This window comes from Pseudomonas sp. NY15372 (genome assembly GCF_048068215.1).
GTDB classification, from domain to species: Bacteria; Pseudomonadota; Gammaproteobacteria; order Pseudomonadales; family Pseudomonadaceae; genus Aquipseudomonas; species Aquipseudomonas guariconensis_A.
Genome location: NZ_JBLUPY010000022.1, coordinates 24,824 through 40,989 on the forward strand (window position 1 = coordinate 24,824; position 16,166 = coordinate 40,989).

General features: G+C 66.6%; 10 protein-coding genes. 6 read left to right on the forward strand and 4 right to left on the reverse strand.

Going from position 1 to position 16,166, the window contains the following annotated elements; genetic code table 11:
- Positions 1–3: 3 nt before the first annotated feature.
- Both ACNFG0_RS15695 and ACNFG0_RS15700 read right to left on the reverse strand, forming a co-directional pair.
- Positions 4–2,238, reverse strand: a complete 2,235-nt coding sequence (locus tag ACNFG0_RS15695; RefSeq protein WP_416765523.1) for an Ig-like domain-containing protein — start codon at positions 2,236–2,238, stop codon at positions 4–6.
- Positions 2,239–2,270: 32 nt separating this feature from the next.
- Positions 2,271–3,617 carry a hypothetical protein gene (locus ACNFG0_RS15700; protein ID WP_416765524.1) on the reverse strand — a complete coding sequence of 449 codons (1,347 nt, stop codon included), beginning with the start codon at positions 3,615–3,617 and terminating at the stop codon, positions 2,271–2,273.
- A 417-nt stretch (positions 3,618–4,034) separates the two neighbouring features.
- Here ACNFG0_RS15700 and ACNFG0_RS15705 point away from each other — a divergent pair, with 417 nt between their 5' ends.
- The 4 genes from ACNFG0_RS15705 to ACNFG0_RS15720 are packed head-to-tail and all read left to right on the forward strand — an operon-like array spanning position 4,035 to position 9,635.
- The gene (locus tag ACNFG0_RS15705; RefSeq protein ID WP_196146161.1) at positions 4,035–5,948 is read left to right on the forward strand and encodes a sigma-54-dependent Fis family transcriptional regulator; all 1,914 of its coding nucleotides are present in this window, start codon (positions 4,035–4,037) and stop codon (positions 5,946–5,948) included.
- Position 5,949: 1 nt separating this feature from the next.
- On the forward strand, positions 5,950–7,683 hold the full coding sequence (locus ACNFG0_RS15710) for an ABC transporter ATP-binding protein (RefSeq protein ID WP_416765526.1): 1,734 nt from the start codon (positions 5,950–5,952) through the stop codon (positions 7,681–7,683).
- Positions 7,673–8,350: a S8 family serine peptidase gene (locus ACNFG0_RS15715; protein ID WP_196155981.1), complete on the forward strand. Its 678-nt coding sequence runs from the start codon at positions 7,673–7,675 to the stop codon at positions 8,348–8,350. Before ACNFG0_RS15710 ends, ACNFG0_RS15715 begins: the two co-directional genes overlap by 11 nt.
- On the forward strand, positions 8,343–9,635 hold the full coding sequence (locus ACNFG0_RS15720; protein ID WP_416765528.1) for an NAD(P)/FAD-dependent oxidoreductase: 1,293 nt from the start codon (positions 8,343–8,345) through the stop codon (positions 9,633–9,635). The genes ACNFG0_RS15715 and ACNFG0_RS15720 overlap by 8 nt, the downstream gene beginning before the upstream one ends.
- An 80-nt stretch (positions 9,636–9,715) precedes the next feature.
- Here the strand turns inward: ACNFG0_RS15720 and ACNFG0_RS15725 are convergent, their stop codons facing one another.
- Together ACNFG0_RS15725 and ACNFG0_RS15730 are read right to left on the reverse strand one after the other, a co-directional pair.
- The gene (locus ACNFG0_RS15725) at positions 9,716–11,035 is read right to left on the reverse strand and encodes a hypothetical protein (protein ID WP_416765529.1); all 1,320 of its coding nucleotides are present in this window, start codon (positions 11,033–11,035) and stop codon (positions 9,716–9,718) included.
- 115 nt (positions 11,036–11,150) lie between these two features.
- The gene (locus ACNFG0_RS15730; RefSeq protein ID WP_416765531.1) at positions 11,151–12,644 is read right to left on the reverse strand and encodes an aldehyde dehydrogenase family protein; all 1,494 of its coding nucleotides are present in this window, start codon (positions 12,642–12,644) and stop codon (positions 11,151–11,153) included.
- A gap of 468 nt (positions 12,645–13,112) precedes the next feature.
- On the opposite strand from ACNFG0_RS15730, the gene peaA reads away from it, so the two are divergent.
- Complete coding sequence (peaA, locus tag ACNFG0_RS15735; protein ID WP_196146156.1) at positions 13,113–14,678, forward strand: quinohemoprotein amine dehydrogenase subunit alpha; 1,566 nt, start codon at positions 13,113–13,115, stop codon at positions 14,676–14,678.
- Positions 14,679–14,734: 56 nt separating this feature from the next.
- Positions 14,735–16,165, forward strand: coding sequence for a quinohemoprotein amine dehydrogenase maturation protein (peaB, locus tag ACNFG0_RS15740; protein ID WP_416765533.1), 1,431 nt, complete (start codon positions 14,735–14,737; stop codon positions 16,163–16,165).
- Position 16,166 lies beyond the last annotated feature (1 nt).

The following is a 16,166-nucleotide window of genomic DNA, read 5'->3' on the forward strand; positions in this document are numbered from 1 at the left end:
GGGCTATTGCACGACCACCGGTACGGTGCGTGTGGTGCCCTGGCTGGTGGTGGCGGTCGCCGTCGGGTTGGCCGAAGGCACGATGGTGGTGCTGTTGCTCACCACCAGGCGCCAGCGTCCAGTCAGCGGTACTGGCACGCTGCCAAGGGTCACCAGGCCGGTCGGGGTGGTCACCTGCACCGTGACGGTATTGCCGGTGACTACCGAGGACGTGCCGCTGATGTCCCAGTTGAAGCGGTTGTTGGAGCGCGCCGTGACGGTTGCCGCCGTGACCGTGAAGGTCTCCTGGGCCGGGCGTGGCGACACTTGCACCGTCACTGTCCCGGCGCTGGAGCGCGCGCCGACCGAGTCACTCGCCACATAGGTGAACGTGGTGGTGAAGGGCGTGAGCACCAGGGCCGGTGGGGTGTAGGTGATCGTGCTGCCGTTGTGGGTGACCGTACCGCGCAGCAGCGCCGGTTGGGTGACGCTGTCGATCACCAGCGGCAAGTTGCCTTCAGGGTCGGTGTCGTTGGCCAGGACATTGATGGTCACCGGCACGCCCAGGGTCGCCGCGCTGTCGGCGACAGCGGTAGGGGCTTGGTTGGGCGCGACGTTGACGGTCACGGTGGCCGGCTCCGACTTCAGGCCCTTGGCGTCCTGGGCTCGGTAGCTGAAGGTGGCAGGGAAGGCCGTGGTAGCGCCAGGCGGCGGGGTGTAGGTGACCGCCGTGCTGCCGTTGGCCACCACCGAGCCCAGGCCGGTGCCGGGTTGGGTGAGGTCGGCGATGACCAGCGGCACGTTGCCATCTGGGTCGCTGTCGTTTTCCAGCAGGTTGAGGGTGATGGGCACCCCGACACTGGTGCTGGCGACATCGGCCTGGGCCAGTGGTGGCTGGTTCTCGGCCGCGACCGGGGCATTGCCGACCACCACCACCGGCTCGACGTCGCTGCCGCCGGCGGCGGACTTCACGGTGACGCTGGCAGGTGGCTGGGGCAGGTCGTTGACGGTGAGGGTCTGTACGATGCCGGCCTTGGACAGGCGGCCATAGCCTTGGACGACCAGGTCGGGCACCTGTACTTCGTCGCTGGAGCTGGCCTCGATCACCAGGCGTTTGTTCGCCCAGTCATAGCGCGCGGTGTTGACTTTGACCACGTCGGTGAGCTTGCTCGACAAGGCCGTCGGCCGGGTGTCCGGATCGGGGCTGGTCGCGGTCACCACCACCACCGAGGGGGGGGCTTCCTGGTTCAGCTGTTGGCTGAAGAACAGGCCGTTGTTATCGGTCAGCAGGTCGAACTGGCAAGGCGTGGCGGGCGAACCGACCAGCGCCAGGCCAAAGCGCATGCACACGCTGGCATCGCCTGGGGCCTTGGCGAAGACCTCGACGCGGGTGCCGTTGCCGTTGCGCTGGTAGGTGGCGCGCTCCAGGGTGGCAGGTGTCTGCGCCCGTGGGTCGAGGACCTTGCCGGAGAGGGTGAAGAGATTGGTCTGGATGGTGCCGGCCGGGCCTTGGATACGTACGAAGTTGGTGTCGAACGGGCTGCCGATGACCTCCTGGGAGATGTTCGGGTCGCCGACGAAGGACTCGAGCGCGCCGGTATCGGGGTTGGTCTCGGTATACAGCGCCCCGCTGGCGTTGCGCAGGAACGGCCCGACATCGCCCCGCAGGGCGCCACTGAAGTCGCCTGGTGCACCGATGCCGATGTCGCGGGTGACGTTGATCGCTCGCCGGCCAGGGGTGTTGACCACCACCGTTTCGACGCCATACGGGTGGGTGATGGTGTAGGTGCCGGCGGTAGGGACCGAGGCGCGGATACGGATACGGGCGAAACTCTGCTGGTCGCCATCGACCGGGTTCTCGGCGGCGAAGGCGGCTTCGATACCGGCGACGTAGACTTCCAGCTCATAGCCGCTGTTGCCTACCGCAGGGATATCCGTCTCGGCCAGGAACCAGAACATCTCGGGTGGCCAGTTGTCCGGGAACACCAGCGGCAAGGTGTCGTCATAGACGCCAGGCTCCGGCAGGAGGGTGCACATGTAGGCAGGCGCCCCCGGCGCGCCGGGTGCCCGCGAGCTGGTAGCACGCGACTGGCACAGCTCCAGGGACAGGCCGCTGGCATCCTTGTACCACATGGGGTAGCCACCGGTAGCAAGGGTATAGGGGCCTGGGTCGACCTCGGTGAGCGTGGCCCAGGCCGCGCCGGAAAGGGTAAGGGAAAGCCCGGCTGCGTACAGCGCGCGGCGTGGCCAAGTATTCATGCTGCCTCCTTGAAGGCGGGGCCTTTGTCTGTTCATGGCACCAGCACCACGTCTTCGCTGTCGCTGCCGCCATGGGCGCTGGTGACTTGCACCGTGGCCGGCGGAAGGGGCGAAAGCCCACGGGTGAGAGTCTTCACTGCACCGTCGCCACCGAGGTCGCCGATCAGCGCCCCGTTGCCGGTGTGGGCCGTGAGCGTCGGAGGGGCGGTTTCGTCGCTGGTGGCGGCGACCAGGGTCAGTTCGGCCTTGGACAAGCTGTATTCGGCGCGGGTGATGGTCACCAGGTCAGTCAGCGGCAGGTTGGCGCTGGTGGCACTGCTGGTGGGGATGGCCACGCTGTTGTCGGCGGTGATCCCAAGGCTTGCAGGCAGCGTCGGGTCGAGCGCCGACTGGGCGTACCAGGCACCGGTGCCGTTGGCTTCGGTCAGCGACAGGTTGGGCGTCTGGCTGGTCAGCGTGACCGTCGCCGGTGGCGGCGGAGCCATGACGAAGACATCCTGCTGGGCGCGCAGGTCGCCGTTCTCGAAATGCCGCGAATAGGTGCTGCGCTGTGGCAGCAGCGGCGTCGGCAGGTTGACCGTGGACAGCTTGCCGGACACGGCGAACAGCTCGGTGCGCAGGTCCAGGCCGTTGGGGCCTTCGATGCGCACGTAGTTGGTGTTGAACGGGCTGCCGGTCACACGCTCTTCGAGGTTGGGGTCGCCCACGAACTGCTCGCTCGCACCGGTTTCCGGGTTGGTCTCGGTATAGGGCCCGTTGACGCTACGCAGGAACGGCCCGACATCGCCCTTGAGCGCGCCGGTGAAGTTGCCCGGCGAGCCGATGCCGATGTCGCGGGTCATGTTGATCGCCCGCGTACCCGGGATGGTCACGTCGAACACCTCGACGCCGTAGGGGTGGGTGATGATATAGGTCCCGGCGGTCGGCACGTCGACCCGAATGCGTATCCGGGCGAAGCTGATCTGGTCGCCTTCCTTGGGCTCCTCGGCACCGAACGCCGCCTCGATCGCCGAGACGTAGCCCAGGTCGATGCCACGGGCGGCATCGACGATGGAGGCGTCACCGGTGAACCAGAAGGCTTCGTCGGGGAAGTTGCTGGGGAAGGCGATCGGCCGGGTATCGTCGAATACCCCGGGTGTTGGCAGCAAGGTGCACATGTACGACGGCGCGCCGGGAGCACCGGGTGCCCTGGAGCTCACCGCCTTGGACAGGCACAGATCGAGCGTGCGGCCGTGGGTGTCCTGGTACCAGGCGGCGAAGCCGCCGTTCTCGGGTAGATAGGTGCCCTGGTCGACTGCGTTGAGCGCAGCCTGGGCCGGAAGCTGGAGCATGCTGGCGAAGATCGCCACTGCCAGCGGGTGGGGTGTCAATCGGTGCATGAGTCAAACCCTCCTGCAAACGGGCCCATGGGTTGGGGCGTCTGATGAGGGATCGGCAACAGCCGTGCCAGTTTTTTGATATGTCGCTTGAAGGGCTCTAGGGCGGTGGTTCTGGCGCGGCTGCGAATTGCTTTTGCAGGGAAGGGCGGTGGGCGGTGGGCCCCAGCATTGGGGAATGCCCGGGGACAACATCACCCGTTGTAGAGTCTCCCCCTTTCCGATGGGAGATGATCCCGCCCTCCCACAGAGGCTGTGCCAGTCGAAGGGAAGGCCTTCAGGGCTTTCGATCTTTACGTAAACGTAAACTTTATGCCACGCTCCACCCCAGCCGGATGACGGCGCGCGGATTCTGACGCACACTGCAACGAGTCCCGAAGCCCGTTGCTCCTGACTGTAGGAGCACAGCTGGAGTAAACGATGGCGCGACAATTACCAATAACAGACGCCTGCGACCCGTTACACGAATCCCGCCAGGCCCGCCTGAAACTGGCCAATGAAGGCGAGCTGCCCTCCGGGATGCTGCGTGAAGAAATCGACGCTTCCTGGCGGCGTAGCCTTGGCCACGGCCTGGACTGCCTGCAGAACGAGCAGGTAGGCCTGGGTTCGCGCCCCGGCCATGACTTGCGTACGCTGCTCGAACACAACCGCCTGCTGATCGACGCCGTGACGCCCGACCTCGATTACCTGGTCAAGCGCCAAGGCAAAAGTGGCATCGTCATACTCGGCGACGCCCAGGCCAACGTCCTGGCCATCGAAGGCCAGGCCCAGGTGCTTGGGCGCGAGGGCCTGCGCGACCTGCACCCGGGCAGTTGCTGGAGCGAGTCGCTGCGCGGCACCAACGCTATCGGCACAGCGGTGGTCGAAGGCCGGCCCACGCTGATCAACTGCGGCGAACACTACCTCGATCGCCTGAGTCCGTTTTCCTGTACATCGGTGCCGCTGCGCGACCCGCGCGGCGAAGTGATCGGTGTGCTCGATATCACCCGCGAAGGGGTGATGACCCAGCCCCAGGACAACCTCACCGCGCTGATGCTCGCGGCCGGCAACATCGAGGGCCGGTTGTTCGGCCTGTGCCACCCTGAGCACCTGGTGCTAGCCTTCCACAGCCGCCCGCAATACCTGGCCAGTGCCTGGCAGGGCCTGTTGGCGCTGAGCCTGGACGGCGAAGTGGTGGCAGCCAACGACAACGCCTGCCAGTTGTTGCAGGTATCGCGCCAGGCACTGATCGGCCGGCGCAGCAGCGACCTGCTCGGCGAGCGCTCGCCAGCGTTCATCGCCCGGCTGTGGCAGGGCGGGGTGAGCAGCGTGCAGACCGCCAAGGGCGAATTCTTCTTCCGCGCCTTGCAACTGCCGCGTCATGGCAGCCTCAACGGCGCCGTGGCGCCTGGCAAGCCTGCGAAGGCCGCCCAGTCGCTCGCCCTGGAGGCGCTGGCCGGAGGCGACCCGCGTCTGGCCCGCGGCCTGCGCATGGCGCGCCAGGGGCTGATCAATGGGCTGCCGGTGCTGCTGCTCGGCGAAACCGGTACCGGCAAGGAAGTGGCGGCCCGCGCCTTGCACCAGGCCAGCCCGCGTGCGGAAAAACCCTTCGTGGCGGTCAACTGCGCGGCCATCCCGGAAGGGTTGATCGAGTCGGAGCTGTTCGGCTACCGCGAGGGCGCCTTCACCGGGTCGCGCCGGGGCGGCATGGTCGGGCGGTTGATGCAGGCCCATGGCGGCACCCTGTTTCTCGACGAGATCGGCGACATGCCCCTGGCGCTGCAGGCCCGCTTGCTACGCGTATTGCAGGAGCGGCGAGTGGCGCCATTGGGCGCCGGCGAAGAGCAGGAGATCGATGTGGCGTTGATCTGCGCCACCCACCGCGACCTCAAGCGCTTGGTCGCCGAGCAGCATTTTCGCGAGGACCTGTACTACCGGGTAAATGGCGTCTCCCTGCGCCTGCCGGCGCTGCGCGAGCGGGACGACCTGGCAGGTATCGTCGAGGGCCTTTTGTACAAGTTCGGCGCCAAGGGTGTGACCCTGGACCCGGCTCTGGCCGAGCTGCTCGACGGTTTCGACTGGCCGGGCAACATTCGCCAGCTGGAAATGGTGCTGCGTACCGCTCTGGCCATGCGCGAGGACGGCGAGCAGGTACTGGGCCTGGACCACCTCACCGACTGCTTGTTGGACGAGCTGGCCAGCGGCGCGCCGCCGTCGGGCAGCCTGCGCGAGAACGAGCTGGAGCTGATTCGCGGAGCCCTGGCCCGGCACCAAGGCAACGTTTCGGCGGCGGCCGAAGCCTTAGGCATCAGCCGGGCGACCTTGTACCGCAAGCTCAAGCAACTGCGCGGCTGACATGGGCAGCCTGTTCGCGCGACTGGTGGAAACCAGCGACCCCGTGCTGATGCGCCAGGCCCTGGCCTGGCTGTATGGCTTCGTGCGCCCCCAACGGCGCGCCATCGCCGTATTGCTGGGCTTGTCCCTGGCGGCGTCGCTGCTGGCCCTGGCCCAGCCCTGGCTGGTCAAGACGCTGATCGACGAAGGCCTGCTGGCCCGGGACTACACCACCCTCTGGCACATGGCGGCGATCATGATCGCCGCCGGGCTGCTCGGCACTTTGCTGTCGGGCATCAACCGCTACCTGCACACCCGCTTGTCCGGGCGCATCCTGTTCGCCCTGCGCGACGACCTGTACCGCCACCTGCAGCAGCTCTCGCCGGGGTTCTACGGGCAACGGCGCACTGGCGATATCCTTTCCCGGCTAGACGGTGACGTCGCTGAGATCCAGCGTTTTGCCGTGGACTCGCTGTTCTCGGCGGTGTCCAGCGTGATCGGCCTGGTCGGCGCGGTCGGCCTGATGCTAATGCTGTCCTGGCAGTTGTCGCTGTTGCTGGCGTTGCTGGTTCCGATCGAAGTGCTGTGGCTGCGGTGGATGCGACGCAAGGTCGAACGCGAGGTGCGCAGCCTGCGCGAGCGCTCGGCGGACGTGTCCTCGTTCCTGGTCGAGACGCTGCCGGCGATGAAGTTCATTCAGGCGGCCGGCCAGCAGGACCGCGAGGCCGCGCGCCTGGATCGGCTCGGGCGGGGCTACATGGGCCAACTGCTCAAGGTTCAGGTCACCGAATTCTTCACCCAGGCGGTGCCCGGTACGCTGACCTCGCTGTGCCGCGCCAGCGCCTTCCTGGTCGGGGGCTGGTGGGTGATCCAGGGTACCTGGCAACTGGGCGCGCTGATCGCCTTTTCCACTTATCTGGGCATGGCGGTGGGCCCGGTGCAGAGCCTGCTTGGGCTGTACGTCGCGGTGCAGCGCATGGCGGTGAGCCTGGGGCGGGTGATGGAGCTCAGGCAGGCGCCGGTGGCGGTGCGCGAGGCCGACACCCCGCAGCCGATGCCGCAAGGGCCGGGCGAGCTGCGCCTGGAGGCGGTGGAATTTACCCACACCGGGCGCCAGGGCGCGGTGCTGAGCAAGGTGGACGTGCATATTCCAGGCGGCCTGAAGGTGGCCGTCAGCGGCGCCTCGGGAGTGGGCAAGTCGACCCTGATCGACCTGCTGCAGCGTTTCTATGACCCCGATGCCGGGCGCATCCTGCTTGATGGCATCGACCTGCGCGAGCTGGACCTGTCGGCCTTGCGCCGGCGCATCGCGGTGGTCAGCCAGGACATCGTGCTGTTTCGCGGCACTCTGGCGCAGAACCTGGCATACAGCACACCCGAGGCGAGCCTGGCCGACCTGCAGCGGGTGGTGAGCCTGACCCGGCTGGACAGCCTGGTGCAAAGCCTGCCGCTGGGCCTGGACGGCCTGCTCGGCGAGCGCGGCCAGCAGCTTTCCGGCGGCCAGAAGCAACGCATCGCCATCGCCAGGGCGTTGTTGCAGGACCCAGCGATCCTGGTACTCGACGAGGCGACTTCGGCGGTGGATGAAACCACCGAGCGCGAGGTGATCGCCGCCATCGACCAACTGTTCGCCGGGCGTACCCGCATCCTGATCAGCCACCGCGCCTCGACCCTGGCCGATGCCGACCTGCACTTGCATCTGCACGGGGGCCAACTGCGCATCTTGCCTCGGGAGGTGGCGGGCCATGGCCAGTGATGTGCGCGTCGGCGTGATCGACAGCGGTTGCTCGCTCGAGCAGGCCGGCCAGCTGGTGGCGGCACGTCGTTTTTGGCTCGAGGACGGCATGCTGCGCGAAGGGGTGCCGTTGCCCGATCGCCTGGGTCACGGCAGCGCGGTGTTGGCCAGTGTGCAGGCGCAGACGGGCGAGTTGCCCGTGCTGATGGCTCAGGTCTTCGACCAGCAATGGCGCACCAGTGCCTTGCAGGTGGCCGCAGCCTTGCTGTGGCTGGTGGAACAGGGCGCGACCCTGATCAACCTCAGCCTGGGCCTGCACCAGGACCGCCCGGTGTTGCGCCAGGCCTGTGCCGAGGCCCAGGCGGCCGGCGTGGTGCTGTGCGCCTCCAGCCCGGCCCAGGGCGGCCCGGTATATCCGGCCCGTTATCCGGGCGTGATACGCATCACCGGCGACGCCCGTTGCACGGCGGCGCAGTGGTCTTGGCTGGGCAGCGCCCAGGCTGACCTGGGCGGCCCCGTGGGCGGGCAGGCCCTGGCAGGCGCGAGCCTGGCCTGCGCCGCGCTCAGTGGACGGATCGCGGCCTGGCTGGCTGCGCATCCGGGGCTCGGGCGCGAGCAGGTGTTGGCGCACCTGCGGGGCGGTGCGGCCTATACCGGGCCAGAGCACAGGCGCCTCGGTGATGGCTGAGCCACAGGTGCTGGTACTGGGCGCGGGCCCTGCCGGTGCGGCGACGGCCCTTGGGCTGCGTCGGCTTGGCTATCCGGTCACGGTGATCTCCGACTGGCGTCGTTTCGCCGCGGTGGAGGGAGTGTCCCAGCGCGTGCTCGAAGGGCTGCGCCATGCCGGGCTGGTCGACGCCTTGCGCCAGGCAGCCGTGCCGGCGACCCGGCAGGTGCGCTGGAACGGCGAACAGTTGCGAATGAACCAGGAGTATCTGCTCGACCGACAGCGTTTCGACCATGCGTTGCGTGACGACCTGCATCGCGCCGGGGTGACGCTCGTCGAAGGCCGGGTGCGAGAAGTGCAGCACCAAGACGGCTGCCACGTATACCTGGCCGATGGCCAGGTGCTGCACGGGCAGTTCCTGGTCGAGGCCCGTGGCCGCCAGGCGCCGTTGGCCGCGGACCGGTTGCGCGGCCCGGAGACCGTGAGCCTATTGAACCTCTGGCAGTCCACGCCGGGCGAGCCCGCCTCGGCGGTAGAGAGCCTGGATGACGGCTGGGCCTGGATGGCACGGCTTGCCGATGGCCGCTGCTATTGGCAGGTGACCCTGGATGCCGACGGCCTGCCTGGCAAGGCTGCCTTGCCCGAATACTGCGCCGAGCGCAGGCGGCGTTCGGCGCTGGTGGCGCAGCTGTTCGACGAGCAGGCCTTACGGCCCAGCGAAGTGCACGCCCGCAGCAGCACGGCGATCCTGGCCGGCGACTGCGTGGGGTCGGATTGGGTACGGGTAGGAGACGCGGCCATGGCCGTGGACCCACTGTCGGGGAATGGGATCTTCCAGTCGCTGTCGTCGGCGATGCAGGCGCCGGTGGTGATCAACACGCTGTTGCGCGAGCCTGCGCGGGTGGCCCTGGCCCGGCAGTTCCATCAGACGCGGGTGGAGCAACTGTTCCTGCGTTTTGCCCGCACAGGGCGGGACTTCTATGCCCAGGAGCTGGAAAAGGCGGGCCGTGGCTTCTGGGCACGGCGTCGGACGTGGCCGGATGCGCAGCCGATGCATCTTGCCGCGCAGTGGCAGGCGGTGCGCATCGAGCGCCGACCGGTGCTGCGCGATGGGCTGGTGGCGCAGGCCGAGGTGGTGGTGACGGCGGACCAGCCGCTAGGGATCTGGCACTTGCAGGGCGTCGAGCTGGCCTCTGTGGTGCGGGGATTGCAGTCGGGGGCATCGGTGGAACAGGTATTGGGCAGCGTACCTGCGCAGCAGCGGGCGATGGTTCTGCGGTGGTTGGGTGAGCAGGGGTACCAGTGAGGGGGCTGGGGCTGCTTTGCAGCCCTCTCGCGGCACAAGGCCGCTCCTACAGAAAGTCCGCGCAGCGGTCCCCTGGCTGGCTAGAAGAACGTCCCGACGACCACCTGCAGATAGGTGCCGGTATCCCGCCCGCCCAGCTGCACGCCACCGTTGTCGGCACTGCGTTCAGGCGTATAGAACCCCACCAGCGGGCTGATCAGCAGGTGGTCGTTGACCATCCATTCCAGGTACAGGTCTATCTCACGACCGCCGAAGTTGCCCTGTTCGGTTTCCAGGGTATCGAAGTCGAAATACAACGCCCCGAGGGTGACGTTGTCCCGTGGTTTGGCCTTGAGGCCCAGGTGATGCACCTGGGTATTGCTGTTGAACGGCCCGGCATAGTTGGCGGCCACTTCACCCTGGAACCAGGTGCCATAGCCACGGCTCATGCCGAAGAACAGTGGGTCGAAGTCCTCGGAGAAACGGCTGTAGCGGTAGGTGGCGGTCGGTGACCAGGGCAGCGCCGAGAAGGTCCAGTTGCCTTCCACGTACCAGGCGTCCTCGCGCCCACCGGTTCGGTCCTGGGTGACATATTCGGCGGCCACTTCCAGGTCCTTCACGCCCAGGCTGCCGCGCCCGCGCAGGCTGTAGGTGTCCATGCCGTCGCGGTGCTCCAGGCCCATGATCCGGGCATAGCGCTGGTCGACGTCGAGCCCGCGGATCCAGCTCAGGCCCACGGTGCCGATGTCGCCGACATGCTCCAGGTTGCCCACCGCCAGGGCGGTGTCGGCCTGGTAGTGGTTGTCGGACTTGAGCCACATCAGGTCGCCGCGCCAACCCCGGCTGCCACCCACACGCAGCACGCCGGTGCGGTCGAAGGCCTTGCGGGCGGCCAGGTAGTACGCACCGCCCCGGTTGAAGTTGGCGCCCAGGTCGACCTTGCCGAGGTTGACCGGGTCGCCCTGGATCAGGAAGCCGTCGCCCAGGGTCACCACCTGGCGCCCACCGGACACATCGATGCCGTCCTCGCCCAGCGCCGGGAACAGGTTGCCGGACCGCCAGCCGAGGTAGGCATCCTCCACGGCCGTGCGGCGCTCGTCGCCCAGGGTCAGGCCCGCCGCATCGCCATCGCCCCAGGTGGCGGAACTGAGCAGGCTGAAGGCACCGTACGCGGTGCCACGGTCGGTCAGGGCCTGGCTAGCGCTCAAGCCATACTTGACGTACCCCTCGCGCCAGGCGCTGCTGCCGGGCTGGCGATTGCCGGCCTGGTTGAAGCTTTCGTCGCTGTGGAAGATGCCGAACAGGGCTTCGAGGTCGGCATTTAGAACGGTGCCATTGTGGTTGTAGAGTTCGTGGGCGGTAGCGGTTTGCAGGGCCGTGGTAAGCAGCAGAGCCAAGGGAAGGGGGGAGATTCGAATCATCGGGGATGCTCCATTTTTCTTGTTCTGGTTTGGCGCAATCGTTGCCGGGGCTGTAAGGCCCAATCGCGGGGCAAGCCAGCTCCCAAGGCGATCGCCCTATGGGAGCTGGGTAGCGTCAGAGCTTGATCAGGACCGACTTGAGCTCGGTGTAGTGCTCGATGGCATTGGCGCCCATTTCGCGGCCGACCCCGGACAGCTTGTAGCCGCCGAACGGCAGGGCCGGGTCCAGGGCGCTGTGGCAGTTGACCCACACCGAGCCCGACTTGATGCGCGGGATCATTCGGTGCACCACAGCCAGGTCGTTGGACCAGATACTCGCGCCCAACCCGTAGGGGTTGTCATTGGCCAGGCGCACCACCTCGTCGACATCGTCGAAGGGCATGGCCACCAGCACCGGGCCGAAGATTTCCTCCTGTACCAGGCGATGGCGCTGATCGACGTCGACGATCACCGTCGGCTTGACGAAGTAGCCCGGCCCGAAGCCTTCACCGCCACAGGCGATGGTGGCGCCCAGTTCTCGGCCCAGGTCGATGTATCCGGTGACCCGGTCCTGCTGTTTGGCCGAGATCAATGGGCCCATCTGCACGGTCGGGTCCAAGCCGTTGCCAAGCTTCATGTTGTTGGCGATGCCGGCGATGTCGGCGACCACGTTATCGAAGTGCTTGCGATGTACATACAGCCGTGAACCTGCGCAGCACACCTGGCCCTGGTTGAAGAAGATCGCCGTGGCTGCGCCAGCTGCGGCCTCCTGCAGGTTGGCATCGGGCATGACGATGGTCGGCGACTTGCCGCCGAGCTCCAGGGTGACGCGGGTCATGTTGTCCATGGCGGCCTTGCCGATCAGCTTGCCGACCTCGGTGGAGCCGGTGAAGGTCAGCTTGTCGACCTCCGGGTGGTTGCTCAGTGCCGCGCCGGCGTTCAGGCCGGTGCCGGTGACCACGTTGAACACCCCGGCCGGGTAGCCGGCTTCATTCACCAGTTCGGCCAGTTTCAGGGCGGTCAGCGGGGTCTCGTCGGCGGGCTTGAGTACCAAGGTGCAGCCGGTGGCCAGTGCCGGGCCGAGTTTCCAGCACGCCAGCAGCAGCGGGAAGTTCCAGGCCACGATCGCCCCGACCACGCCCACCGCCTCGCGGCGGATGAAACCGTGGAAGTGCGCGTCGGGCATCAGCGGCAGGGAGGGCTCGATGGTACTGCCCTCGATCTTGGTGGCCCAGCCGGCCATGTAACGCAGGAAATCGATGGCCAGCTGCACGTCCATCGCCTGCGCCACCGCGGCGCTCTTGCCGTTGTTCAGGCATTCCAGTTCAGCCAGGACTTGAGCATCGCGCTCCACCAGGTCGGCTAGGCGCCATAGCAGGTTCTGCCGATCGCGCGGGCGCAGGCGACTCCAGGGCGAGTCGTCGAAGGCCTGGCGTGCCGCCTTGACCGCGCGGTCCACGTCCTGCAGGTCGGCTGCAGGCACCTCGCCGAGGATTTCGCCAGTGGCCGGGTTGCGCAAGGCCATGGTCCGGCCACTGATGGCGTCCTGCCAGTCGGCGCCGATACGCATCTTCAGCTTGCGCGCGAGGAAGGCGCGGGTGGCAGGCAGGAGGGGCAGGTCGCAATGCATGGTTCGGTGCCTCTTGTCATGTGGGGTGACGGGCACAAGCGCAATCGGCATGCCAAGGCTGAAGTCGGCTGCCAATGGCCTGAACTACAAGGGTTTTCGTGGGCATCGGGGTTGAAAAAGCGGGACTATGCTGTTGCACATTGAGACGGAATGAGACGCGGTGAAACAGTCATTGCCCGGTACTTCCACCGGGGGACAAGCACGCTCCTGCACGTCTCTGTGGAAGCGGGTTTGTCCCGCCATTTGGGGCGCACGGCAGCCCCTGTCTCAAGCTGAAACACCCTGTCGCGAATTGGGACGTTCCAACTCGCTGTCAGCCGTATGAGGTTGACCGCAAAAACTACCCAACTCACTGAAACAAAAGGTTTTTACCGACGCTGGCACACTTTCTGTATCAATACCGGCCACATGCACCTGCAGTCCCTAAGCGTGCGAAAACGATAAGAACAACACCGTGGAGGTCTGACCTTGAAGACGACTCGACTCCGGCGGCATGCGGGCAACTTGGCGCTGGTCGCCGCCGCACTGCTGAGCACCCAGGCCATGGCGGCCGAGCAGGGCCCGAGCCTGTTGCAATCGAAGTGCATGGGGTGCCATATCCCCGAAGGCAATGACAGCTACAGCCGCATCAGCCACCAGCGCAAAACCCCGGAAGGCTGGCTGATGAGTATCGCCCGCATGCAGGTGATGCATGGCCTGCAGATCAGCGACGATGACCGACGCACGCTGGTCAAGTACCTGGCCGACAAGCAGGGCCTGGCGCCCAGCGAAACCGAAGGCGTGCGCTACGCCATGGAGCGCCGGCTCAATACCGTCGAGCACTTCGACGACCAGACCAGCCAGATGTGCGGCCGCTGCCATTCCGGTGCGCGCGTGGCCCTGCAGCGCCGACCCGCCAAGGAATGGGAGCACCTGGTCAACTTCCACCTCGGCCAATGGCCCTCCCTCGAATACCAGGCCCAGGCCCGTGACCGCGACTGGCTGGAAATCGCGCTCAAGCAGATGGTCCCGGATCTGGCCAAGCGCTATCCATTGGACAACCCGGCCTGGGCGCAATGGCTGAAGGCGCGGCCCAAGGCTGATGCGTTGCCGGGCCAGTGGGCGTTCAGTGGGCACATGCTGGCCAAGGGCGATGTCCGCGGCGTGATGAGCGTGACCGCCGATAAAGACGACACCTTCAAGGTCGAGGTCAAGGGTACCTATGCCGACGGCACGCCATTCAACGGCAGCGGCTCGGCGATTCTCTACAACGGTTATGAATGGCGCGGCAACGTCAAGGTCGGCGACAGCACCCTGCGACAGGTGTTCGCCGCTCTGGACGGCGAGATGAAGGGGCGCATGTTCGAGGCCGACCACGACGAGCGAGGCCTGGACTTCACTGCGGTGAAGGCAGGCAAGGCGCGCCTGCTGGCGGTGCAGCCGGCCTTCATCAAGGCCGGCAGCGAAAGCGAGATCACCCTGGTCGGCAGCGACCTGTCCGGTAAGCCGGCGTTAGGGGCGGGGGTGGAGGTGATCGAGGTGCTGGAGTCCACACCGTCCCTGGTGCGGGTCAAGGCCCGGGCTGCGGCCGATGCCGCGCCGGGTCAGCGTGAGGTGGCCGTAGGCGCGCTCAAGGGCGTAAGCCTGGCGGTCTACGACAAGGTCGAGGAGGTCAAGGTGGTGCCTGCCTTCTCCATCGCCCGCATTGGCGACAACGGCGGCTCCACGCCCAAGGTCCAGGGCCGCTTCGAGGCCGAGGCCTGGGGCAAGGATGCCAGCGGTAAGCCCCTGCGCATCGGCTACTTGCCAGCCAAATGGACGGTCGAGCCGTTCAACGAACGCGCCGCCGAAGACGAGGACGTGAAGTTCGCCGGCAAGATGCAGGCCGACGGCATCTTCATGCCTGCCGGCGCCGGCCCCAACCCCGAGCGCAAGATGATGACCAACAACGCCGGCAACCTGAAAGTCATCGCTGAACTCGAGGACGGCGGCCAGAAGGGTGAAGGCCACATGATCGTTACCGTGCAGCGCTGGAACAACCCGCCCTTGCCATAAAGGGTGGTTGTCGCGCATGCAATGAAAACGGGCTGAAGAATCATCGAGAGGTCGCCATGGGCGCACTATTGAACCTGGTCGAACGCAACCTGCATGAAGTGCAGGTCGATGCCGACCGCATGCTCTTCCATATTCCCAGTAGCTCGCTGTTCGCCGCCGACGCGGTGACCGGCGGCATCATCGATGTCCTGCGCCAGCAGGGCTGCTCCGCCGAGGAACTGGTGCAGCGCCTGGGCCGGCAGTTCGCCGGCCAGGACATCGAGGACACCCTGCGTGAGCTGATCGCCCTGGAGCTGGTCAGCGACGGCTCGCCGCTGACCCCGGAGATCGCTCTGCGCAAGGTCGAGCGCACGGCTCTGAACACCGTGGTGCTCAACGTCAACACCGGCTGCAACCTGAGCTGCACCTATTGCTACAAGGAAGACCTGGCCAAACCCTCCGCCGGCAAGAAGATGAGAGCCGACACTGCTGAAGCCTCGGTGGAGATGCTGCTCAAGGAGTCGCCCGACGAGCAACGCTACAGCGTGGTGTTCTTCGGCGGCGAGCCGTTGTCCAACCGGCCCCTGATCGAGCATATGGTCGCCTACTGCGAGCGACGCTTCGCCGAGGCGGGCAAGCAGGTCGAGTTCATCATGACCACCAACGCCACGCTGCTCACCGAAGAGATCGTCGACTGGCTCGATGCCCATCGCTTCGGCCTGTCGGTGAGTATCGACGGGCCCAAGACCGTGCACGACCGCAACCGCATCACCGTGGGCGGGCAGGGCACCTATGACGTGGTACGGCGCAAGGTCGACATGCTGCTGTCGCGCTACCGCAGCCGCCCCGTCGGCGCCCGGGTCACCCTGACCCGGGGCATCACCGATGTGGAGACCATCTGGCACCACCTGTTCAACGAACTGGGCTTCGCCGAGGTGGGTTTTGCCCCGGTGACGTCGGGCGACATGGCCAGCTTCAACCTGACCGGCGAGGAACTGGTGCAGGTCTTCGCCAACATGAAGGCCTTGGGCCGACGGTACCTGGAGGCAGCGCTGGAGCACCGCAACATCGGTTTTTCCAACCTGCACCAACTGATCACCGACATCCATGAAGGGCACAAAAAAGCCCTGCCATGCGGTGCCGGGCTGAAGATGTTAGCCGTGGACCACGAAGGCGAGCTGAACCTGTGCCACCGCTTCACCGGCTCCAATCTGCCGACCTTCGGCAACGTGCACCAGGGCGTCAAGCAGGCGCAGCTCAACGATTTCCTGTCCCAGCGCTTGGACCGCAGCGGCACAGGTTGCGACAGCTGCCGCATCCGCAACCTGTGTTCCGGCGGCTGCTACCACGAGAGCTATGCGCGCTACGGCGACCCTACCCACCCGACCTACCACTACTGCGAACTGATGCGCGACTGGGTGGACTTCGGCATCGAGGTCTACAGCCGCATCATGGCCGCCAACCCGGCCTTCATCGATCGCTACATCACTCCGCGGAAGGCGCACTGAC